The sequence below is a fragment of the Azobacteroides sp. (SeqCode) genome, assembly GCF_055395615.1.
Genome location: NZ_AP014701.1, coordinates 304,447 through 329,170, shown reverse-complemented (window position 1 = coordinate 329,170; position 24,724 = coordinate 304,447). Strand labels below are relative to the sequence as shown.

Below are 24,724 nucleotides of genomic sequence, written 5' to 3'. Positions count from 1 at the left end.
TATTGTATGGGATTGTTTTCATTTACGAAAGAGATAGCGATAGATTTAGGTACGGCGAATACTATTATTATATATAATGGTAAAATCGTAGTTGATGAACCTTCAGTAGTTGCTTTGGACGAACGAACTGGGAAACTCTTGGCAATTGGTTCTGAAGCACAAAAAATGCAGGGAAAAACACACGATAATATAAAAACCATACGTCCACTTCGTGATGGTGTAATTGCTGATTTCTATGCTACAGAGCTAATGATGAGAGGAATGATTAAAATGGCGAATTGCGGAGGCAATTTTATGTCATCTATGCGTGTTGTGATATGTATTCCCTCTGGAAGTACAGAAGTAGAAATTAGAGCAGTTCGCGATTCTGCAGAACATGCAGGAGGTCGTGATGTATATATGATTTATGAACCAATGGCTGCAGCTATTGGGATTGGGTTGAATGTGGAAATTGCAGAGGGAAATATGATTGTGGATATAGGAGGTGGTACTACTGAAATAGCTGTTATTTCTTTAGGAGGTATTGTATCTAATAAATCTATTCGCCTTGCAGGAGATGATTTAACTGTTGATATTTTGGAGTATATGGGAAGGCAACATAATATAAAAATTGGCGAGCGTACTGCTGAATTGATAAAGATAAATGTAGGTTCTGCTTTAGTAAATTTGGAAGATCCTCCTGAGGATTATGTTGTGTTTGGTCCGAATCGTATGACCGCTCTTCCTATGGAAGTTCCTATTTCTTACCAAGAAATAGCTCACTGCTTAGATAAATCAATTTCTAAAATTGAATTGGCAGTTTTGAATGCGTTAGAAAATACACCTCCTGAATTATATGCTGATATTGTTCGTAATGGAATTTATCTTACTGGTGGAGGTGCTCTTTTAAAGGGGTTAAATAGACGTCTTTATGATAAAATTAGCATTCCTTGTCATATTGCTGAGGATCCTTTACACGCAGTTGCTAGAGGAACAAATATAGCCTTAAAGAATATTCATAAATTTAAATTCTTGATACGGTAATTGAGAAATTTATTCCGATCTATTCTAAAAAATATTCATTGTGTTCTTTTCTTAGTGCTGTTGATTTTCTCTTTGGATTTGATTGTTGTGAATAATCAAATCCAACGGAGAAAGTGTTTCGTCTTAGTTAGAGAGGTGTTAGGAAAATTTTATTCTGTTATCAATATTTTTCAATCTTATATTGGTTTAAATGCTACAAATACCGAATTGATAAGAAAAATTTCCGAGCTAGAAACTGAACTTTATAAATATAGAAATATTTTAGAATTAACAAAAAATTCTATTCAAACAGCAAATATTGCTATAGATTCTCTACATGCTGTTGTTTATCAATTTATTCCGGCTAGAGTTATTTGTAATAGTATCCTAAGGAAGGAGAATTATATAACTCTTAATAAAGGTTATGAAAATGGTATAAGGTTGGATATGGGAGTTATTTCCTGCAATGGAATTGTAGGAATTGTAGTAAATACATCACCTCATTTTTCAGAAATTATTTCGCTTTTAAATCCTCAATTAAAATTAAGTTGTAAAATAAAAAATAGTAATCATTTTGGCTCGTTGGTATGGGATGGAAAAGATCCAAAATATACTTTTTTGATGGAACTTTCTCCTCACGTGTTTTTTAAAGTAGGAGATACCGTTGTTACAAGTGGATACTCTGCGGTGTTTCCTGAAGGATTCCCTGTAGGTGTTATCGCAAATTCAAAAAAGAAACAAAATGACGTTTACAGTGTTCTTAAAATAAGACTTTTTTCCAATTTTGATAATCTGAACGAAGTGTTAATTGTGAAGAACATATACCAAAAAGAACAAAATGATCTACAAAAATTATTATTTGATAAATGTATTCGATAATAAAGCAATCGTTATTATTTTTTCTACTTGTTTTTTTACAAGTGTCTTTGTTAAGAACAATACATCTTTTTGGATATGCTATGCCATTACCCTATATTTATTTTATTATTCAATTAGCAGGAAATATGAACCGAAATTTTGTTTTGATTCTTTCTGCTTTAATAGGATTATCTATTGATATATTTAGTCACACATTAGGGTTAAATATGTTTTCTTGTGTAATTGTTGGATTTTTAAGATTTTATCTTTTGCAATTATTTATGCCAAATAATTTACTTGAAAATTATTGTCCCTCATTAATTACTTTTGGTAAATTTAGATTTTTTTATTATTCCTTTTTAATAACCTTATTACACCAAATTATTTTATTTACGATGGAATTGTTTTCTTTATTTGATCCATTGTTGCTTATTTTTCGTGTTGTAGGAAGTGTTATTCTCACAATGATCCTTATTTTTACCTTTGACGGATTATTTACTAAAAAGTAATGAGTGTAAACAAAAGTCACTTGAATACTCGTAGAGTATTTATGATTATAATTGTTTGTTTGGTTGTGCTAATTTACATTATACAACTTTTCAGATTGCAAATACTTACTCCAAATTATAAAGATTTGGCAGATAATAATGCTTTTTTGAAACGGATAATATATCCCCCTAGAGGTTTAATTTATGATCGTAAAAGGAATTTACTTGTTCATAATCAACTTGTATACGAGCTCAGAGTTGTTATGCAAGAAGTGAATAATTTAGACACCATAGCTTTTTGTAAAGCAATAAATATTAGTCTGGAAGATTTTCGAAAAAAATTAGGAGATATAAAAGATAAATATAAAAATCCGAGTTATTCTCCTTACACTTCGCAAGTTTTTTTAACTCATTTGGGGAATAAGGAATATAGTACTCTTCAAGAGTTTACATATAAATTTTCAGGATTTTATATTCAAAAAAAGATTATTAGAAAATATATTTATCCTTATGCATCTCATATATTGGGTTATATTGCTGAAGTTGATAGGCAAAATATTATTAAAAATTCCTATTATCAAGTAGGGGATTATATTGGAAAAACAGGAGTTGAATATTCTTATGAAGAATATTTGAGAGGAAAGAAAGGATTTGAAATTTTGTTACGTAATGTTCGGGGTTATATTGAAGGAAAATATGAAAATGGCTTATATGATGTTATTCCAATACGAGGGAGAGATCTGACTCTTTCCATTGATATTAATTTACAGGCATATGGTGAGGAATTAATGCATAATAAATTAGGAACAATTATTATGATAGAGCCTCAAACGGGAGAGATTCTTTGTATGGTTTCTTCTCCAACTTATGACCCTTCTATTTTAGTAGGGGAACAGTTTAGTAAATCTTTTGTTGATTTAATACAAAATCCATATAAACCATTATTTAACAGAGCTTTAAATGGAACCTATCCTCCTGGTTCTACTTTTAAGATGGCACAAGGTTTAGTCCTTTTGCAGGAAAAAATCGTTACTCCTAATACAATGTATTCTTGTCATGCTGGATGGACTCCTGGTAGAGGGCATCCAGCATGTCATAGTCATAAGTCGCCTTTGTCTTTAGCTTCAGCTATAGGGATAAGTTGTAATTCTTATTTCTGTTGGGGATTAAAAGCTATGATGGAGAATAAAAAATACGGTTCTATTCAGAATGCTATAGATAAATGGCGAGATTTTATGGTAGCACAGGGTTTTGGTTACCCTTTAGGAGTAGATCTTCCTGGAGAAAGAAAGGGGATGATACCCAATAGTCAATATTATGATATAGCATATAGAAATCACTGGAATGTATTTTCGATTATTTCCATTGCTATTGGACAGGGAGAGGTTGCACTTTCTCCTATTCAGATATGTAATTTAGCAGCTACTATTGCTAATAGAGGTTATTATTATACACCTCATATTGTTAAGAAATTATTGAAAAATTTTCAGTTGAATAGTTTGTATTTATATCCTCATTATACAGGAATAGAATCGAATTATTATATACCAATTGTGGAGGGGATGCGTTTAGCAGTGACAGATGGAACTTGTAATTTAGCCAATATTCCAGACGTAGCTGTTTGTGGAAAAACAGGGACTGCTCAAAATAGTGGAAGAGATCATTCTATTTTTATGGGTTTTGCTCCCATGGATAATCCAAAAATAGCTATTCTTGTATTTATTGAAAATGGAGGGTTTGGGACTTCTTGTGCAGTTCCTCTTGGTAGATTGATGATCCAAAAGTATCTTAAAGATACAATTCCGAATAATGATAAGTGGATAGAGAATGATATTAAAAATATAGCGATTTTACGACATGTTGTACAAAAAAAATAGTATATGGAATACTTTAGATTGGTGGATAGTTGGAATCTACTTAGTATTAGTATTAATAGGGTGGTTTTGTATCTACGCTACTACTTATGAATACAATAGCAATGAGTTTGATTTTTCAAGTAGAGCAGGTATACAAATAATTTGGATATTATCCTCCTTGTGTATTGCTTTTATATTATTGATGATAGATGAGGATTGGTATGAAGTGTTTGCCTTTGGTATATATAGTATTATTATATTTTTATTGGTAATTACTATCATTGTGGCAACTCCTGTTAAAGGTTCTCGTTCTTGGTTTAATTTGGGATTAGTAAAGATACAGCCAGCTGAATTTGCAAAATTTGCTACTTCTTTAGTAGTAGCAAAAGTAATAGGTAGGCACCAGTTTGATATATCAAAAAAACAAAATATAATAAGTTTATTTGGTCTAATATTTTTACCTATTCTGTTAGTTTTACTGCAACGAGAAGCAGGTTCTGCTTTAGTTTTTTTTTCTTTCTTTTTAGTTTCTTATCGAGAAGGAATGTCAGCTAAAATATTATTTTCTATTTTTTTTGTTGTTTTACTTTTTATTTTAGCTATACGCTATTCATTTGTTGTAGTTCCTGGTGTTTCTTTAGGTGAATTAGTAGGAATTGGACTTATTTTTATTTGTATGATAGGCTTTTTATTAAAGCATGATTATGTAAGGGAACTAAAATACGTGAAATATTTATTTTGTACTGCTTTAGGAGCTGTATTTATTTCTTTTTTAACAGTTTTATTTACAAGTTTTAATATATACTGGATCATTTTATCTTTTTTTGTTTCTATTTGTTTTTATTTTTTGTTTTTATTTATAAAAAATAGAATTTTTATCTATTTATGGATTACTTTATTTGCTAGTGGTTCTTTTTCTTTTTTATATTCTACTAATTACATTCTTAATAATATATTAGAGATTCATCAAAGACTTCGTATACAAGTAGCACTGGGAGTATTAGATGAACCAAAGGGAGCCGGATATAATGTAACTCAATCTAAAATAGCTATTGGCTCTGGTGGATTCAAAGGTAAAGGATATTTAAAAGGAACTCAAACCAAGTTGAAGTATGTACCGGAGCAAGATACAGACTTTATTTTTTGTACACTTGGGGAAGAATTGGGATTTATTGGTTCTGTTACAGTTTTAATTTTGTTTTCAATTTTGATTATACGTTTAATATGGTTAGCAGAAAAGCAACAACGAGATTTTGCTCGCATATATGGGTATTCAGTTGCTTGTATTATTTTTTTTCATTTTGCCATAAATGTAGGAATGGTACTTGGTATTATTCCAGTTATTGGTATTCCTTTGCCTTTTTTTAGTTATGGAGGATCTTCTTTATGGTCTTTTACAATTCTTTTATTTATTTTTCTTTGTTTGGATACCTCTAATAAAAGAAGGTAATTTGATTGAAAATTTGGTATTTAAAAATTTATAAAAATAACTGAACTAGATTCTATTTAATATGAATATAAAATAAAAATTTTGTATTTTATGAAACATGTTAATTAATAATTAAATTGTCTTGATTATGAATATTTCCCACATTGAGCATATTGGAATTGCTGTAAAGAGTATTAAGGAAAGTCTTTCTTATTATGAGGGAGTCTTGGGATTGAAATGTTATAGTATAGAAGAAATAGTAGATCAGAAAGTGAAAACTGCATTTCTTAAGGTAGGAGAAATAAAAATTGAGTTGTTGGAATCAACTTCTAATGAATCTCCTATTGCAAAATTTATTAAAAAAAGAGGAGAAGGGGTGCACCATATTGCTTTTGTTGTTCCAAATGTAGCTAATGCGCTAACTGAAATAGAATTAAAGGGTGTTCAATTGATAGATAAATTGCCTCGTAAGGGTGCTGAAGGGTTGCAAATAGCTTTTTTACATCCAAAATCAACAAAGAATATATTAACGGAATTATGTCAATAAAAATTATAAATTATGGATTTATTTGTGATTCATGCTAATTAAATAAATTTTATGAGTAATCAATTGAATAAGGTAAGAGAACTTATTGATCTGAGGATGAAAGCAAGATTGGGTGGTGGAGAGAAAGCTATTGACAAGCAACATTCAAAGGGAAAACATACTGCTCGAGAACGTATTATAATGTTGGTTGATGAAGGAAGTTTTGAAGAGTTGGATATGTTTGTACAGCATAGATGTGTTAATTTTGGAATGGAAAAGAAAACTTTTCTTGGTGATGGTGTAGTAACTGGATATGGCACTGTTGGAGGTCGTTTGGTATATATTTTTGCTCAAGATTTTACAGTTGTTGGAGGTTCATTATCTGAAGCAATGGCAAAAAAAATTTGTAAGATGATGGATTTGGCAATGCAAATGGGTGCTCCTATTGTTGGTTTGAATGATTCGGGAGGAGCTCGTATACAAGAAGGTATTAATGCTTTAGCGGGTTATGCTGAAATATTCCAACGTAATATTCTTGCTTCTGGGGTGATACCTCAGATTTCTGCTATACTTGGTCCTTGTGCTGGAGGTGCTGTTTATTCTCCTGCTTTGACTGACTTTACAATTATGGCTAGAGGAACAAGTTATATGTTTCTCACAGGGCCAAAGGTTGTAAAGACTGTTACTGGCGAGGATGTAACTCAAGAACAGTTGGGAGGAGCGGATGTGCATGCAACTCGTTCGGGTGTTACGCATTTTGCTGTGGGAAGTTGTGAGGAAGGGATTACCCTTATTCGTAAGTTATTAAGTTTTCTTCCTCAAAATAATTTGGAAGAGCCTCCTATTGTTTCAAATGATGATCCTATTGACCGTTTAGAAGATGTTTTGAATGAAATAATTCCAGATAGTCCGAATAAACCTTATGATATGTACGAAGTTATTGGATCAGTTGTGGATAAAGGTGATTTTTTGGAGGTACTTGCAGATTACGCACGAAATATTATCATTGGTTTTGCTCGTTTAAATGGGAGGTCGGTTGGAATTGTTGCAAATCAACCAAAAACATTGGCAGGAGTATTAGATATCAGTGCATCTAGAAAAGCTGCTCGTTTTGTTCGTTTTTGTGATGCTTTTAATATTCCTATTGTTACATTGGTGGATGTTCCTGGATTCCTTCCTGGAACAGGGCAGGAATATGGAGGTGTAATTATTCATGGGGCTAAGTTACTTTATGCATATGGAGAAGCAACTGTTCCAAAAGTAACCGTGACTTTGCGTAAATCTTATGGAGGAGCTCATATCGTGATGAGTTGTAAACAATTAAGAGGAGATATGAATTATGCATGGCCGAGTGCTGAAATTGCTGTAATGGGTAGTGCAGGAGCTGTGGAAGTTCTTTATGCAAAAGAAGCTAAAAATCTAGATGATCCTAAAAAAATGTTAATGGAAAAAGGGAATGAGTATACAAAAATTTTTGCCAATCCGTATAATGCTGCTAAATATGGTTATATAGATGATGTTATTGAACCAAGAAATACTCGTTTTCGTATAATACGTGCTTTGCAACAATTGTCTACAAAAAAACAGACAAACCCAGCAAAAAAACATGATAATTTACCATTATAATTTTAAGAATTAATAATAATTCTTAATTCTATGTTTAAATGAAATACAAAATAGCGTTAATTTATTTGTTAGTGTTTTATATGAATCCAAAGACTCAAGCAAAGCGTACAACTTCTTTCGATATTAATGAAATATTGCTTATTAACAAAGAGAATTTTGTTGATAATTATGAAAAAAGATTTCCTCGAATAGGGATTTATAATTTCTATCCGAGGAAAGTTAATATTGAGGGATGTTTATTTATCAATAATATTAATGAACTTAAAAAACATATAGTTCTAAAAACTAATATGTTGACCAAAATCAAATCTAGTAAACATATTCTTTTTTTAGCAGAAAATGTGTTTATGCATGGCATATTTCATTTGGATTTTATATTAAATCCAGATGAGTTGAATTTTATAGCTCTCTTTGATTCTGATTGGAAAACTTTGATTGATTCAATCTTTTCCCATGCTGAAAAGAGATTAGATGCTAATTATAATTTGGTTAGAAATGGTTTGGATAAAAAACATTTGAAAGAAGAAATCAAATTAAATTCATCACCTGATAAGGGTAAAAATAAATTATGGATTTATCATAAGAAATTAGTTTCTAGTTTTAATAATAAAGTATTAAATACTAATAGTAAGATAGAAAACTTTAAAAAAAATGATAGTAGTGGGATTGGAATGACATTAACTGCGATGTTTGTAGTATTTTGCGGACTTGTTGTATTGTATTTGATATTTAAATTTGTAGGAAAAATAGCGATATTCTTGAGTGCTCGTCGTACTATACAAGCATCAGGAATCACTAAGGAGGAATTGATGAAAATTATTCAACCATCTGGAGAAATTTTTGCTGCTATTGCGACGGCTATTTACGAGGCTACTGAAATGCACGATGAAGAAAATGCAATTATTACTATCAAAAATACGGCACGAAATTATTCTCCTTGGAGTTCTAAAATATATATGTTAAGAGAAACGCCTAATAAAAAATGAAAAGTTTTAAATATACAATCAACGGAAATGTTTATAAAGTGGTTATAAATAGAATAGAAGATACTACTGCAGATGTTGAAGTGAATGGAACACCTTACAAAGTTGAGATGAATAAGCCAGCGAAAAAACATGTGATAACAATTAATCGTCCTGTACAAGCTGTTGCACCAATTATTAATCGTCCACAACCTTTGATAAGTGTAAGTGCTTTGCATTCTCCATTGCCTGGAATAGTAGTTGACTTGTTTTGTAAGGTGGGAGATACTGTTAAAAAAGGTCAAAAAATATTAGCTTTAGAAGCTATGAAAATGGAGAATATTATCATAGCTGATAGAGATGGAGTAATAAAAGAAGTGAAAGTTAATAAAGGAGATTCTGTATTGGAAGGAGTAGCTCTTGTAATAATTGGATAATATTATGAAATTTTTATCATTTTTGGAAGAGAATCTTGAAACTTTTTGGACGTATACAGGTGTTGCTAACATAACTGTTGGAAATGTTGTTATGATTCTTACGGGTTTGATTTTTGTTTATTTAGCTATTATTAAAGAATTTGAACCTATGCTTTTGATTCCAATTGGATTTGGTATTTTGATTGGAAATATTCCTTTCAAAGATGCAGGGCTAAAATTAGGGATATATGAGGAAGGTTCTGTTTTGAATATTCTTTACCAAGGGGTGATACAAGGTTGGTACCCTCCTATTATTTTTTTGGGGATTGGGGCAATGACTGATTTCTCATCTCTTATATCTAATCCTAAGCTAATGTTGATTGGTGCTGCTGCTCAATTTGGTATTTTTGGTGCTTATATTTTAGCTTTGATAATTGGATTTGAACCTAACCAGGCAGGATCCATTGGTATTATTGGTGGGGCGGATGGGCCCACTGCAATATTCCTTTCTTCTAAACTTGCTCCTAATTTGATGGGTTCTATTGCTGTTTCAGCTTATTCTTACATGGCTTTAGTTCCAATAATACAACCTCCTATTATGCGTTTACTTACTACGAAAAAGGAAAGGATTATTCGTATGAATCCACCTCGTGTAGTTTCTCATACAGAGAAAATATTATTTCCTATTTTTGGACTACTGTTGACTTGTTTTCTTGTTCCTTCCGGACTCCCATTATTAGGAATGTTATTTTTTGGTAATTTGCTGAAAGAATCAGGGGTTACTCACCGTTTAGCCGAAACCGTTCGTGGTCCGTTAATTGATACAATTACCATTTTATTAGGAATAACTGTGGGGGCATCTACTCAGGCAACACAATTTTTGACATTGGATTCTATAAAAATTTTTGTCTTAGGAGCTTTATCATTTGTTATTGCCACGATTGCAGGTATTCTTTTTGTTAAATTTTTTAATTTATTTTTGAAGGAAGGAAATAAAATCAATCCTTTAATTGGAAATGCTGGCGTTTCAGCTGTTCCGGATTCAGCTCGTATTTCTCAGACAGTGGGGTTGGAATGTGATTCTACAAATTATTTATTAATGCATGCTATGGGGCCGAATGTAGCAGGGGTAATTGGTTCGGCAGTGGCTGCTGGTGTTTTGCTTGGTTTTCTTGGGTAGATATTACTAAGAAAATTAAAAAAAATGTAAGTTTTTAACTAGAATAAAATATTTTTTACACTTAGAATCTTTGTATGTTTTCTTTTGCTTAAATTAATTTTTTATATTTGTTATTACACTTGAGTGTTTTTATAACAGTTTTTATTCCTTCTGAGTGTTTTTCCCAGTTAAATGATTAAAATCTGCAATAATTTACTCATTTGGTAATTTAGTTCTATTTTTTTTATTTACATTTTATTTTTTATAGTGATGAACATTTTTATTGCAGGTTTGAATTTTAGATTAAAAGATGCTGATTTAATAGGTCTTTTTGAGGATTATGGGACTGTTAATTCAGCTAGAGTGATTGTTGATCGCCAAACAGGTGAATCCAAAGGTTATGGATTTGTGGAAATGGAAGACGATGAAGCAGCAAAAAAAGCTATTACTGAGTTAAATGGTACTGAATTTAGTGGGAGAACGATTTCTGTATCTGAAGCTCGTCCAAGAGAAAGAAGAGGTGGTTTTAATGGAAATGAAGATGGGTATCGTAATAGGTAGTGTTTTTATAAAATTATTGAGAAGAGACGGGTCTTTTGATTCGTCTCTTCTTAATAATATCAGAGTGATTTTTGATTTGCAAACTTTTCAGCTACTATTTAGATTTTTGTGAAAATTTTATAAACTGATGAACAAAGTTGAGACTGAAGTAAAGCGTAGGAGGACGTTTGCAATTATTAGTCATCCTGATGCAGGAAAAACAACATTGACTGAAAAACTTTTGCTTTTTGGTGGAGCCATTCATATAGCAGGAGCAGTCAGATCAAATAAAATTAAAAGGGCAGCTATTTCCGATTGGATGGAAATAGAAAAGCAGCGAGGAATTTCTGTTGCAACTTCTATTATGAGCTTTGAGTATAATGGTTATAAAATCAATATTTTAGATACGCCAGGTCATCAGGATTTTTCAGAAGACACTTATCGTACTTTGACTGCGGTTGATAGTGTCATTATCGTAGTAGACATTGCAAAAGGTGTTGAGGTACAGACTCGTAAATTAATGGAAATATGTCAAATGCGTCATATACCTGCTATGATTTTTGTTAATAAATTGGATAGGGAAGGTAAGAATACTTTTGATTTGTTGGACGAATTAGAAAAAGGATTAAAAATCCATGTTTGTCCTTTAAGTTGGCCGATAGAAATGGGATTCCGATTTAGAGGTATTTATAATATTTACGAAAAAAAGTTGGATTTGTATACTCCTACAAAACAAGCTATAATTAGATATGTTAATTTTAAGAATGTAAATAGTTCAGAGTTAGAACAATATGTAGGTGCTGATTTAGCAGATAAATTGCGAGATGACCTTGAGCTAATAGAGGCTGTTTATCCAAAATTTGATATAGATAGTTATTTACAGGGTGACCTTGCTCCAGTTTTTTTTGGTTCAGCCTCAAATAATTTTGGAGTAAGAGATTTATTGAATTGTTTTGTTTGTATTGCACCTTCTCCATGTTCTGTTTGGACGAAGGAAAGGATAGTCGATCCTGAAGTTGATTTGTTTTCTGGTTTTATTTTTAAAATTCATGCCAATATGGATCCTAATCATAGGAGTTGTATTGCTTTTTTGAAAATATGTTCTGGTAAATTTGAACGGAATATGAGTTATAAACATATTCGTTTGAATAGAACGATGAAATTTTCGCAGGTAACAACATTTATGGCACAAAAAAAAAAAATAGTAGATGAGGCTTATGCTGGAGATATTATTGGTATTTCAGATACAGTGAATTTTAAAATAGGCGATACATTAACATCTGGAGAAAATTTGCATTTTAAGGGTCTTCCAAGTTTTTCTCCCGAAATATTTAAATATATTGAAAATGCTGATCCAATGAAAACTAAACAACTTAACAAGGGTATTGATCAATTGATGGACGAAGGTGTTGCTCAGCTTTTTATAAGCAAATTTAATAAAAAGAAAATTATTGGAACTGTAGGACAGTTGCAGTTTGAAGTAATTCAGTATAGACTTTTGCATGAATATGGAGCTCAGTGTAGATGGGAAGCTGTTCATTTCTATAAAGCGTGTTGGATTGAAAGTAATTCACAGGAAGTATTAGATGATTTTAAGAAGAGAAAATATCATTATTTGGCATTGGATAAACAGGGAAGGGATGTTTTTCTTGCTGATTCTGATTATATACTAAAAAGAGCTCAGCAGGATTTTCCAGAAATACAGTTTCATTTTAGTTCTGAATTTTAATAATTAAAAATTAGCCAATATATTATGAACTTTATTCGTTTTTGGACAAAAAATGCTCGTTCTAAGTCATTGTATCAAAGTATTTTTCCAGCTATTTTAGCTATTTGTTTGGCCTTTAGAGTAGATGGTTTTTCTATTTTTCTTGGATTGTTATCTGTAGTTGGAGTTGTTAGTGGCCACTTAGGAATTAATCTTTTTGATGATTATTTTGATTATAGAGTTAAAAGAGGTAATTTACGAGATACTATGGTAAGCAAAGGATTTCGTATAAGAAATTCTAAATGCGATTACATTTCTTCTAAACAAACTACTTTAGGAAAATTATTGATTGCAAGTATTGTTTTTTGTTTTTTTTCGTTGGGAATTGGAGTAATAATATGGGTTTTTCGTGATGATTTTATTTTGTATTTGGCATTAATTACTGCCATTTTAGGTATTTCTTATTCTGGTCCACCTTTTCGATTATCTTACCATGGATTAGGAGAAATTACTATTGGAATAATATTTGGGCCTTTGTTGATGATTGGGGTTTACTATGCAACTTGTGGAAAAATTGATCCTTCAGTTATTTTTATTTCAGTTCCTATTGGATTATTGGTTACAAATATTGTTTACATACATTCTATTATGGATTATGAACTTGATAAAGAAGTTGGAAAAATGACACTTGCCGTTCTCTTAAAGAAGAAAAAATTAATGTTATTTTTTGTATTTTTTTTATTGATGATTTCTTTTGGGTGTATTATTTGGGGAGTTGCTGTAGAGTATTTGTCTATTTATTATTTATTTGTTTTGCTTACATTTCCGATGGTTATTTCCTTACTTTACTTAATGATACAGTTTGTTAATTATCCTGAAAAAAAATTTTCTCCTCGTTTTTGGATGGGACCTATGGGTGATTGGAAACAAATAAAAAAAAAAATATCGATTGGTTTCTCATCCGTTGGTTTTTAGCTCGTAATATACTTTCTTTCTTTTGTCTTATTATTATTATTGTTTGTTTAATTTCTTAAAATTTCCTTTTTTAAAAGGCTATGAGTGTGAATATTAGATATTATCACAATGATACTCAAAGAATGAATATTACTATCTTTAAAGAAGTCATTGAGCTTGTTTATCCAAACTAAGTATAGTTAATATGAGTTCTTTTGGTTTCTAATAAATTAGAAGTGTTACTTTGTTAGGTGGTTTAGATCTGATAAGTTTTTTTAAAAACTGAGTACTATGTGAAATAGAACTTATTGAGTTTCTGGTTTAGTAAATAAAAAATAGTATGTGATTGTTTTTCTTTAGAGAAAAAGTAGGATTACCCTGTATTTTTATTATTTTAAATTTATCATGAAATAATAAAAAATTAGACTTTATTGATGATTCAAATTTCGATCGTTTTGTTTTGTGATAAAATTAAATACAGCAAATGTAATTTAATACAGTGTTCAGTTTATTTCGATAGAACCTATCCAAATATAGTTAGTTTACTATGATAGTATTAGAATATTAAAAATAAGGATTGTTACCTATATAATAATGTTGTAAACATGGTGATTTTTTGTTAAAAATTTGACCTTTTGAATATAAAAATGTACCAGTAAAATGGAGAGAAAGTGTATTGCATTCTTCCAAAAAATAGACTTATAATTAATTAGTTTTTGGGAACTAGTTATAATCAAAAAATCTTTATTGGTTCAATTGAAAATTTTAGTATTTTGCAATACTTTATTATAATCTTGCTATGTATGAGAGGAGGGTACTGTATTGCAGTTGAATGGATGTAATGTAATGTTCTTTCAAAAAAGCTCATGAGGAATAAAAATTATACATTGAAGACTATCTTGTTGCTTAATAACCGTACAAATAACACAATTTTTGATTGTGAAATATAGTAATTCAGTGCATTTTTTCAGAAAAATAAAAAGAGATAAGGATTATAGAAATAGGGGGACTTTAAAGGGTAATAAGTCTTTTTGATTTCTTAATCTAAAAAAATGAAAAAAATCAGAATTTTCAAAATAAAAGCTAAAAATAGATTTTCTAAAGTTATCACTGATAGTAAAAAAACAAGAATACTTATCGTACAAGGTTTATTAAATTGTGAAAAAATGAAAAAATGAAAAAAATTTTATTGACATTACTTTTGTGCTGTATTGTTTCTCATGGAGAAGCGATTAGTAAAGGGAAGCACTATGAATTTACTAGAGAATGCTTAAGAGAAGTAACACTTATTGATAGCAAAGAAAGAGCTGATTATACTTTCAGTATTGGAGAAGAAATAACTGTTTATGATATTAGTAATACAGAGGTAAACCTACTTATTATTAGAGAAAAATGTAAAAAAGTAGCATTAGCGAGAAAAGATATGGAGGAGTTAGAGCTATGCAGAATAATTACACTCCAAAAATAATAAATAGTATCGTAAAGTAAACAGAAAGGTTAGATTTTTATCTATTATCATGAAGATTATACTTTGATATTTAATTTATAGATATATTCTATATAGTTAAAAACTAAATTCTATTAAGATAATTAATAATAAGAAATCTGTTTCATATCTTTTTTTGCATAAAAAAAAGATATGAAACAGATTTTTCAAAAAAATGTCTTGAACAATATAAATAAAAAACTTAACTAATCGTTAAACTTACTTTTTTTATCATTCATTGGTAAAATTATAATAGTATAAGATAAATAGGTGTATATAAAAATAAAAAGTTCAATTAAGATTGACGATTACAGTTTATTATAAATTATTGATGACTATAAAGTATATCTTGTTGTTAAAAACAATGATTGTAATGCTATGCAAAAATTATAGGTGATTTTATATAGTAGAATTTGCTGTATTATTTTTTGAACCAATTGAAAATTATGGACTTGGGTAATGACGCTTAATGGCATGTTAGTAACATGGTAGCTAGGATAATCGGTGCAATATTTTTCAGAAAACTTTTTTTTTAAAAAAAAAGTTTGGGTTAAGGATTATCTAAACGAGATAGTATAATTATTACAGTTTTTGAGGAATTTATGACTTCTAAAATATTGGACAATATCTTTTTGAGAAAAGATGGTTAAAATATCTACTACATGGTAGTGATGGACATTTTATATAATGAAATTTGTGAATTCTTTCTAATAGTTTTTTGATAGTTTTCATTAGAATTAGTTGGAATGGATTTTTGCTTTTTAAAAAATTGATTACCCCTAATATTTAAATTGTGATATTTTTTATAAAAAAAATCACAATTATAAGAGTATTTAAAGTAATAATTTAATTGTTTCTTTAAATACTCAATTTTCTACGTATTTTATTTAAAAATGTTTTCATCACGTGAGCATCTTTATTATTAATAATTTGAGACAAATAAGAGAGTTTTTTTTGAATTTGTTCCAACTGCTTAAGAGTGTGCGGATTAAAAAGAATTTCAGTCAGCAAATAGTTATCTTCTGATAACAATCCATGTGCGATACTCATGTGATTTTTAAACGTTGTCCCTGGTGCTTCTTGACATTTCATTACTGCTGCAAAAATAAGTGTAGAAACAAACGGTATGGACAAAGAATAAGCCACAGTTTCATCATGTTCTTCAAAACTGTATTCACTGATATTTAATTTCAAAGATTTATATAAATCACGAAAAAATACTTTTCCAAGATGCCCAGAATCTGATATGATAATAGCATTTTCGGAAGAAAGATTACTCATATTGGCAAAAGTAGGACCAAACATTGGATGAGTAGAAACAAAGGGAAGTCCTGCCATTTCGTAAAACTCTTTTAAGCCTGTTTTTACAGATGCAATATCTGAAATAATACAAGTATCTGGTAAAAAAGGCAAAACTTGTTCAAAAGCTTTAATAGTATGCTGTACGGCTGTTGCATTAATTAAAATTTCCGGTTTAAAATTAGCTATTTCTTCTACATTACCCATTCGAATACAGTTGTATGTAAATCTCAAACGTTTCGGATTCAAATCAAAAATAGCAACTTTATGTTCAAAACTTAGTACATCAGCAAAAAAAACTCCCATCTTGCCTGCTCCCAAAATCTGAATTTTCATATAACAATCTCAAGAAATTTTCTATTGATTTACTATTTCAATTTGTTGGCGAATAGATTCTTCATGAATGGCTTCAAGAATTTTTTTCAAAAAATCAGTCTTTATCCCCATTTCTTCAGCTTGATTGCTACGTTTTACTAAAATTTCATCGTAGCGACCTGTTTGAAAAACAGGCATGTTATGTTCCTTTTTGTATTGTCCTATTTCCCTAGAAATACGCATTCTTTTTGCTAAAACAGATAATAATTCAGTATCGATTTCATCAATTTGTTGCCGAAGTTCGGTCAAACTCTCAGTTGTTTGTTTAGTGTCTCTAATAACTAATAAATTTAAAATATAAGACAAAACATCAGGTGTGATTTGTTGTTCTTTATCACTCCAAGCCTTATCTGGATTGTAATGTGCCTCTATGATTAATCCATCGCAATTTAAATCCATTGCTTGCTGAGAAAGTGAAGCAATAAGTTCTCGTTTTCCTCCTATATGACTTGGATCTACAATTAATGGAAGATTAGGAATACGTCTTTTTAATTCGATAGGAATATGCCACTGAGGAAGATTCCTATATAATTTTTTATCATATGAACTGAACCCTCTGTGAATAACTCCAATTTTCCGAACACCAGCATTATAGATTCGTTCAATAGCTCCTATCCATAGCTCTAAATCAGGATTTATTGGATTTTTTATTAAAACAGGACCTTTGAATTCTACAACTTTTAGGGCGTCTGCAATCTCTTGTACAGCAAATGGATTAGCAGAAGTTCTTGCTCCTATCCATAAAATATCTATACCATGTTTTACCGATTCAATTACATGATTGTGATTAGCCACTTCAGTAGTAACATACATTCCTGTTTTTTTCTGTATTCTTTGTAACCAAATGAGACCAGCTACACCAATTCCTTCAAATCCTCCTGGTTTAGTACGTGGTTTCCAAATCCCTGCTCTAAATATTTTAATACCCTTGTTTGCTAATTTTTGAGCTGTTATTATTACCTGTTCTTCTGTTTCTGCACTACAAGGACCAGCAATAATCAATGGTCTTTGTTTACTAATTCCAGATAGTAAAATTGATTGTAATTCCATAAGTCTATTTCTTTATCAAGTGTCTTTTTACTCTATTTAATGCTTCCCTTAATCTTTCTTCTTTTCCACAAATCGACATACGTATATATCGATTTCCATTACTCCCAAAAATAAAACCTGGGGTAATAAAAACATTCGTTTGATATAAGATTTCATTCGATAATTCCCTACTATCTTTGTATTTATTTGGAATTTTTCCCCAAAGAAACATCCCGCACTGTTGTGAATTGAAAGTACAATCAAGTGTATTCATAATTCTTTCTGCAGTTTTCCTTCTTTGTTTATATACTGTATTTATATTAGAATACCATTTATCAGTAGATCGAAGCGACTGTGCAGCTGCCAACATCATTGGCTTAAATTGTCCACTATCTATATTACTCTTTACTTTTAAAATCCATTGTACGAACAATGGATTAGAAGCCAACATAGCGATACGCCACCCTGGCATGTTATGAGACTTACTTAAAGAATTCAATTCTATACAAATATCTTTTGATCCTTCAATTTCTAAAATACTCAAAGGGTATTTATTCAAAACAAAACTATAAGGATTATCATTACAAATAACAATGCCGTATTTTTTACCAAAATTGACCAATTTTTGAAATAACTGTCTTGTGGCTGAAGCACCTGTAGGCATATTTGGATAATTCACCCACATTAATTTCACTTTGGATAAATCTGATTTTTCTAAAGTATTAAAATCAGGTTGCCAATTATTTGTTTCTACCAAATCGTAATTAATCACTTTAGCTTCTACTAAATTACTTACCGACCCATAAGTTAAATAGCCTGGATTAGGAACTAATACAACATCTCCTGGATTAAGGAATGCTAATGAAATATGTAAAATTCCCTCTTTTGAACCAATTAAAGGTTGTATTTCAGTATTCGGATTCAGATCTACTCGATAATATTGTTTGTACCAATCAGAAAAAGCCTGACGTAATTCAAATATTCCAACATATGGTTGGTAGCCGTGTGTATCCTTTTTTCTGGCAAAATGACATAAGACATCAATCGTTTCCTCTGATGGGGGTAAATCTGGATTGCCTACTCCAAGATTAATTACATCTGCTCCTTGAGCATTCATACTAGCTAGTTCTTTCATTTTTTTTGAAAAATAATATTCACTAATAGTAATCAATCGATGAGCAGGCATTATTTCTTTTCCCATTTTGTAATTTTTATTCAACCATTTTATTTTCCTTATATTCACCTAATATTTTAAAATCAATAGTCAATGGACGAACAGCATCTAAACCTTGTTTATACTTTAAAAGATTATCGAAAATAATATCGATATAAAAAAGATATTCCCACTCTCGTCCAATAATTGGTAAAGACTGTATTCGTGTCAGATTTACGTCATAAAAAGAAAAAATGGTTAATATTTTGGATAAACTTCCCTGTTTGTGAGGCAAGGTGAAAACGATAGAAGCTTTATTCTTAACCTCTGAATTTACTAAATCTTCAGCAAACCATTTATTGACTAACAACAAAAAACGTGTAAAATTATGTTTATTAGTTTCTATTCCTTCCTTTAATATTTTTAATCCGTACAATTTTGCTGCATATTTACTGCAGATAGCAGCATGTCCCTTCCAATTATTTTCTGCTATTAACTTGGCACTTAATGCGGTATCTTCATTTTCTACTATTTTTGTTTGAGGCATTGTTTTTAAAAAATTACCACATTGTATTAAAGCAATTGGATGAGACTCTACTTCCTTGATACTTTCTAACGATTCACTTGAAAGTGCAGCAAGAACATGAGATATACGTATTTTCTGCTCACCTATTACGATAAGATCGCTCTCTCGTATTAATTCGTGATTTTGCAACAAACTACCAGCAATAGTATTTTCAATAGCCATGATTCCAATTGTATTTGGTTTTTTTTTTACAGCTATAATGACATCCTCAAATAAGACACAGGGAAGTATTTTTATTTCTTCCTTTTTCTGTTCTTCAAAATATTTTCGAGCAGCAATTTCGTGGTAAGCACCAGCTATTCCCTGAATAGCAACTGTTTTCATTAGCTAATTTTTTAATTACAAAAAGTATTTCTATAAAAAAAGTAAATAAAAATAGAAATATTGGAAAAACCGAATTATATATAACATTTGATTTTTTCCTTCACTAAAAACTGTAATTATTTCTAATAGTTTTTCAGTTTACTTATATGTTCATCTTTTGGAATGAGAAAAAAATAATCTAAATAAATAAATTTCTTTTCAATATTCTTTACCCACCCATAATTTTTTATTCTATTCTTAACAGAAGGTTTTTAGTAGAATATTTGCAAAATTTACAAATATTCCTGTTATAGTATGAATTATCAATCCTATACCAATAATAATTAATATAACAGAAAATATCAAATCAGTAGTAAATATATTTTAAAAAAAACTAGGAACAAAAATAAAAACTTATTAATATTAAAATTAATTTGGATGTTGGTTTTCTGCCTGCTATTAAAATAGTAATTAAAAAAAATTGTCAAAAAAAGACTATAGCAAGAATACAATGATGTAGAAAAATTATATTCTTATCAAAATAATAAAAAAACAACATCATAATAATAATTTTAAACGTCATTAATTTTTTATATAATATAAAAAATTAAGTACTTATAACTGAAGGAGTGAACACTTTTTTCTAAATGAAAATTTAGGAAAAAAATAACTATCGAGACAAAGAAATTACAGATATTTTTAAAATTGTGTATTATATCTTGAGATAATTAATATTTATAAATTAATTGTATTTAAAGTATAGCCAGATTTTTTGTGACAAAAATAAGTAAAAGAAAAACGATAGGCACCTTCATATTTTCGTTCATAGAGCATTACAGAGACTTTCGACATCTCAAATGAATAATTAGTAGAATCTTCATAAAGATAGTAGCTGTTTCAAACAAAATATTGAAGGAATTATTTTGATTCAAAAAATCACCAGATTTGATTATTTCTTCAAACACATAACATTATGTCTTGAGTTTAAGTTTTTCACTTTTTTTTTTTAGAAAAAATGCTATTCTATCCATTTCTATCAGTTTGTTTTTTATTTACTTTCTATATAAAGATAGTTTATCTTTAAATCTCATATCGATTATATTCAGCGTATCAGCATTTTTTTTAGAAATTAAAAATTGTCAATTCCTAAAAAAAAATATTAAAACGACATGTATCATACAGTCAGCTTTCCAATTATATGAATACCTTTTGTTTTTCTACTTCTTTTTAGAACTTTTATACAAAATCCGATAGTATACACTTGAATATTAAAATAAAGGCGGAGTTATACTAATTTTTTCTATACATTTCCAATTAATTATGATATTGAGAATAAACATGAATTAAATATATCATCGCTGAGCTATTTTCCAATTTATATATTAATTTGATACAGGGAATTTCCATTTTGGCAGATACTTAGCTTTCTTAGAAATGAAAATTCCAATGTTTAAATTCTTCAGAAACGAGAATGAATATCACATCTTAAGACATTGTTTTTAAGCTTTTCCTGCTGATCCTAAAACATGTACTACTTTATGCTTATACAAATTTTTTAATACTTCACGTGCTGGCCCTAAATATTGACGAGGGTCAAACCACTCAGGATGAGCATTGAGTGTGCTACGAATAGCAGCAGTCATTGCTAAACGACCATCAGAATCTATATTTATCTTGCATACGGCTGATTGAGAAGCGCGACGCAATTGTTCTTCAGGAATACCAACAGCGTCTTTTAATCTACCTCCATTATTGTTGATTGTTTCTACTTGTTGCTGAGGAACAGAAGATGCACCATGTAATACGATTGGAAATCCTGGAATACGTTTTTCTATAGCTTCTAAAATATCAAAACGTAATGGGGGAGGCACTAAAACGCCGTCAGCATTACGAACACATTGTTCAGGCTTAAATTTGTTAGCACCGTGAGATGTGCCAATAGAAATAGCCAATGAATCTACACCGGTTTTTGAAACAAAATCTTCCACTTCTTCTGGCTGAGTATAAGTATGATGGTCGGCTACCACATCATCTTCTATTCCTGCTAAAATACCTAATTCACCTTCTACAGAAACATCATATTGATGAGCATATTTCACTACTTTGCGAGTTAATTCCACATTTTCGTTATAAGGATGATGAGAACCGTCAATCATTACCGATGAAAAACCAAAACTAATACAACTTTTACACAATTCAAATGTATCTCCATGATCTAAATGAAGAACAATTGGAATATTTTTTCCAAGTTCTTTAGCATATTCCACCGCTCCTTGTGCCAAATAACGCAAAATGGTTTGATTAGCATATTTACGAGCACCACTTGATACTTGAAGTATCACTGGAGAATTTTCTTCTACACAAGCTTGAATAATTGCTTGCATTTGTTCCATGTTGTTGAAGTTAAATGCTGGTATTGCATATTTACAATTAATTGCCTTTTTAAAAATTTCACGACTATTTACTAATCCCAATTCTTTAAAATTTATCATAATCCTGTATAATTTTATTTGTTTGAGAACAAAGTTAAGCTACATTGATATGAAAAACAAAAGGTAAAATACCAATAAAATGAATTCATTCGCTCATTCGTATCAACTCCCTTTTTATTTTAAAAAGGGAGTTGATACTGGAATATTTTCCTTATGCTATCTATGTGATCTACGAATTAAAAATAATAGGATAAATTCGATTTTTATAACTAATAATGGTTTTACTATCACTTGTCAATCTTTTATATTCACATGCTAAAGATTATTTTTACAACTTTTTGGAATATTTCAAAGAAATTTATGGTAACCCTACTAAATTTTATGAAATAATTTTACAAAAATTAAAATTATTTTTAATTTTTGTTTCCTCTGAAAATGAATCAAAACTGGATTTATGCATAATCTATCCTTTAACAATTAATTTTAATTTTAGATTAAAAACTTCTATTTTTTTCTCAATAAGAATTAACGATGATTTAAGATTATCAATTTTATCTTGTATTTCTTGAATTAGAAAGTTACCTTTTTTTGATGATGTAGACAAGAATCCGATGTTGTTCTCATAAGTTTGGATATCGGTTTCTACTTTTTTGTATTCTTTCACTAATTCATCTCGTTTATTTAAAAATTTGTTTTTACTACTTCTAGTATTTGAAGCTAATAATATTGCATTCAAATTAGATTCATATAATCGAAATTCTTTCTCAGATATATTTATTTTCAAGCATTCAAGAAAATTGTCTATCACTTTGTGATACTCTTCATGAATTTTCTCTTTTTCATTAAAAGCTACAAATCCTGTGTTTTCAAATTGTACTACATATTCATGAAGTTTAGTTAATATCTCATCCATTGGGAGAGATATATCAATGATTTGAATATTAGAAATAATTTCCTTTTTAATTTTTAAATTTTCTACTTCTTTATTTTTCTGAAAAAGAAAATGAGTTTTTTTACGTTCAAAAAAATAGTCACAAGCGTTAACAAAACGTTTCCATACTATTTCCGAATGCTTATGATCAACGCTTCCTATAAATTTCCATTCCTTTTGAAGAGATACCAATCTATTTGTTGTTTCCCGCCATTCTGTACTATTTTTTAGTGCTTCTGCTTTCACACAAAGTGCTTCTTTCTTTTTTAAATTGTCAATTAAAATTGTCTTGCTATTTTCTAAGAAATTATTTTTTGCATGAAAAAAAGTATTGCAAGCTAAATTAAAACGGGTTTGTAATTGTCGTATATGTTTTTTAGGAATAAAACCAATCGTTTTCCATTTATTTTGAATTTCTGTAACATGTTTGGTTTGTTCAATCCATTCTTTAAATGAAAATAATACAGAGTAGTCTATATTTTCTATTTCTTCACAAAGAACATTTTTTTCTTCTAATTTTTTTTCTTCAGACTCATTTAATTTTTTAAGATGTTGTTGATATTTTTTATTAATAACAGACACTGCCTTTTTGAAACGCTCCCAAATATCTTTACGATATTTGAAATTAACAGAACCTATTTCTTTCCATTTATGGCAAAATCTTTGAGCTTGGTAAAAAGCAGAAACTATATTAGATTCTTCATCTAATCGTTCAATTATTTCACAAAGTTCTTGTTTTAATTTTAAATTTTTTTTAAAATCATAATCTCGCATTATATCATTGAGCTTCACTAAATCATAAAATTGATCACAACAATTGTGATATTCCTTCCATACGTCATTTTCAGTATTTTTTGGTATTCGTACTATCTTTTTCCACCTACTTTGTAGCTCTTTAAATTCATCAAATATTTTACGAAAATTGCCTTGTTTATTTTGATTAACAATAAGTTCTTTGATTTTTTTTATAATGTTTTTCCTATCAATAAGATTTTGTTTTTTAAGTTCCTCAACTTCACTAGTTAATAGTGATTTTTTTTTAAGGAATTTGATTAATAATTCTTTTAATTTTTCTTCAGTTGTGTCTTTTTCTTTTTGTAAATTTCCAGTTTTTTCTCTTTTTTCTGTAAATGTTTTTGTAGATGTTTCCATCTCAATCTTTTTTAACCTATAAAATGCTTGCTTTAAAATTTCTACTTTTCTTTCAATAAAATCATCTATTGGGTTATCTACAACAATAGATAGCCATTCTACTATTTTTTCTTTTTTATTTAATTTATTTATAGTTGTGGAAAACTCTTCTATACTATCTGTTTTTATAGTAATATTGTCAATTATTTTTGTTGGAATACTTTCTTTTACTTTCTTCATTATCCTTTTGATTTAAGATATTTAGACTAAAAATAGTACTCTAGTCTAAACAAATACAGAAAGTTATATACTTTACATTTGTAAAGTTACATTTTTTTCGAATTAGTAGATTTTCAGATTCGATGATAATATTGAAAAATTGTAACAAATAATTTGGTTTAAAACTAATAAAATAATATCTTCACACTGTAAAATAAAAGAGAGAGGAGGCCCTCTCTCTTTTATTTTACAGTGT

The 24,724-nt window shown here is 29.4% G+C and carries 20 protein-coding genes; 14 read left to right on the top strand and 6 right to left on the bottom strand.

From position 1 onward, the window contains the following. The first annotated feature begins 6 nt into the window (after positions 1-6). From ACZ5QM_RS01430 to ACZ5QM_RS01365, 14 genes are all read left to right on the top strand, one after another. The gene (locus ACZ5QM_RS01430) at positions 7-1,023 is read left to right on the top strand and encodes a rod shape-determining protein (RefSeq protein WP_464183143.1); all 1,017 of its coding nucleotides are present in this window, start codon (positions 7-9) and stop codon (positions 1,021-1,023) included. Further along, entirely contained in the window at positions 1,024-1,881 is an 858-nt protein-coding gene (gene mreC, locus ACZ5QM_RS01425) for a rod shape-determining protein MreC (RefSeq protein WP_464183142.1), read from the top strand. Further along, positions 1,869-2,369: a rod shape-determining protein MreD gene (gene mreD / locus ACZ5QM_RS01420; RefSeq protein ID WP_464183141.1), complete on the top strand. Its 501-nt coding sequence runs from the start codon at positions 1,869-1,871 to the stop codon at positions 2,367-2,369. The genes mreC and mreD overlap by 13 nt, the downstream gene beginning before the upstream one ends. Beyond that, positions 2,369-4,225 carry a peptidoglycan D,D-transpeptidase FtsI family protein gene (locus tag ACZ5QM_RS01415; protein WP_464183140.1) on the top strand — a complete coding sequence of 619 codons (1,857 nt, stop codon included), beginning with the start codon at positions 2,369-2,371 and terminating at the stop codon, positions 4,223-4,225. Before mreD ends, ACZ5QM_RS01415 begins: the two co-directional genes overlap by 1 nt. Next, complete coding sequence (gene rodA / locus ACZ5QM_RS01410; protein ID WP_464183139.1) at positions 4,206-5,654, top strand: rod shape-determining protein RodA; 1,449 nt, start codon at positions 4,206-4,208, stop codon at positions 5,652-5,654. Before ACZ5QM_RS01415 ends, rodA begins: the two co-directional genes overlap by 20 nt. Before the next feature lie 127 nt (positions 5,655-5,781). Next, positions 5,782-6,180, top strand: a complete 399-nt coding sequence (gene mce, locus ACZ5QM_RS01405) for a methylmalonyl-CoA epimerase (protein WP_464183138.1) — start codon at positions 5,782-5,784, stop codon at positions 6,178-6,180. Positions 6,181-6,231: 51 nt separating this feature from the next. Next, the gene (locus tag ACZ5QM_RS01400) at positions 6,232-7,785 is read left to right on the top strand and encodes an acyl-CoA carboxylase subunit beta (RefSeq protein ID WP_464183137.1); all 1,554 of its coding nucleotides are present in this window, start codon (positions 6,232-6,234) and stop codon (positions 7,783-7,785) included. 38 nt (positions 7,786-7,823) lie between these two features. Then, on the top strand, positions 7,824-8,771 hold the full coding sequence (locus ACZ5QM_RS01395; protein WP_464183136.1) for an OadG family protein: 948 nt from the start codon (positions 7,824-7,826) through the stop codon (positions 8,769-8,771). Continuing rightward, the gene (locus ACZ5QM_RS01390) at positions 8,768-9,184 is read left to right on the top strand and encodes a biotin/lipoyl-containing protein (protein ID WP_464183135.1); all 417 of its coding nucleotides are present in this window, start codon (positions 8,768-8,770) and stop codon (positions 9,182-9,184) included. The genes ACZ5QM_RS01395 and ACZ5QM_RS01390 overlap by 4 nt, the downstream gene beginning before the upstream one ends. 4 nt (positions 9,185-9,188) lie before the next feature. Continuing rightward, a complete protein-coding gene (locus ACZ5QM_RS01385; RefSeq protein ID WP_464183133.1) occupies positions 9,189-10,343 on the top strand; it encodes a sodium ion-translocating decarboxylase subunit beta in 1,155 nt (384 codons plus the stop codon). Between the two features lie 249 nt (positions 10,344-10,592). Continuing rightward, the gene (locus ACZ5QM_RS01380) at positions 10,593-10,883 is read left to right on the top strand and encodes an RNA recognition motif domain-containing protein (RefSeq protein ID WP_464183131.1); all 291 of its coding nucleotides are present in this window, start codon (positions 10,593-10,595) and stop codon (positions 10,881-10,883) included. 127 nt (positions 10,884-11,010) lie between these two features. Beyond that, the gene (locus ACZ5QM_RS01375) at positions 11,011-12,591 is read left to right on the top strand and encodes a peptide chain release factor 3 (protein WP_464183130.1); all 1,581 of its coding nucleotides are present in this window, start codon (positions 11,011-11,013) and stop codon (positions 12,589-12,591) included. A 24-nt stretch (positions 12,592-12,615) separates the two neighbouring features. Beyond that, a complete protein-coding gene (locus tag ACZ5QM_RS01370) occupies positions 12,616-13,545 on the top strand; it encodes a prenyltransferase (protein ID WP_464183129.1) in 930 nt (309 codons plus the stop codon). Positions 13,546-14,698: 1,153 nt separating this feature from the next. After that, entirely contained in the window at positions 14,699-14,992 is a 294-nt protein-coding gene (locus ACZ5QM_RS01365; RefSeq protein WP_464183128.1) for a hypothetical protein, read from the top strand. Between the two features lie 876 nt (positions 14,993-15,868). Here the strand turns inward: ACZ5QM_RS01365 and ACZ5QM_RS01360 are convergent. The 6 genes from ACZ5QM_RS01360 to ACZ5QM_RS01335 form a co-directional block, all read right to left on the bottom strand. Next, positions 15,869-16,645, bottom strand: coding sequence for a prephenate dehydrogenase/arogenate dehydrogenase family protein (locus tag ACZ5QM_RS01360; RefSeq protein WP_464183127.1), 777 nt, complete (start codon positions 16,643-16,645; stop codon positions 15,869-15,871). Positions 16,646-16,666: 21 nt separating this feature from the next. Next, positions 16,667-17,734, bottom strand: coding sequence for a chorismate mutase (locus ACZ5QM_RS01355; RefSeq protein ID WP_464183126.1), 1,068 nt, complete (start codon positions 17,732-17,734; stop codon positions 16,667-16,669). A 4-nt stretch (positions 17,735-17,738) separates the two neighbouring features. Then, positions 17,739-18,914, bottom strand: coding sequence for an aminotransferase class I/II-fold pyridoxal phosphate-dependent enzyme (locus ACZ5QM_RS01350; protein WP_464203032.1), 1,176 nt, complete (start codon positions 18,912-18,914; stop codon positions 17,739-17,741). A 10-nt stretch (positions 18,915-18,924) separates the two neighbouring features. Further along, positions 18,925-19,776: a prephenate dehydratase gene (locus tag ACZ5QM_RS01345; RefSeq protein WP_464203031.1), complete on the bottom strand. Its 852-nt coding sequence runs from the start codon at positions 19,774-19,776 to the stop codon at positions 18,925-18,927. Positions 19,777-21,254: 1,478 nt separating this feature from the next. After that, a complete protein-coding gene (locus ACZ5QM_RS01340) occupies positions 21,255-22,247 on the bottom strand; it encodes a class II fructose-bisphosphate aldolase (protein ID WP_464183121.1) in 993 nt (330 codons plus the stop codon). Between the two features lie 403 nt (positions 22,248-22,650). Further along, positions 22,651-24,489 carry a DUF349 domain-containing protein gene (locus tag ACZ5QM_RS01335; protein WP_464203030.1) on the bottom strand — a complete coding sequence of 613 codons (1,839 nt, stop codon included), beginning with the start codon at positions 24,487-24,489 and terminating at the stop codon, positions 22,651-22,653. Between the last annotated feature and the right edge of the window lie 235 nt (positions 24,490-24,724).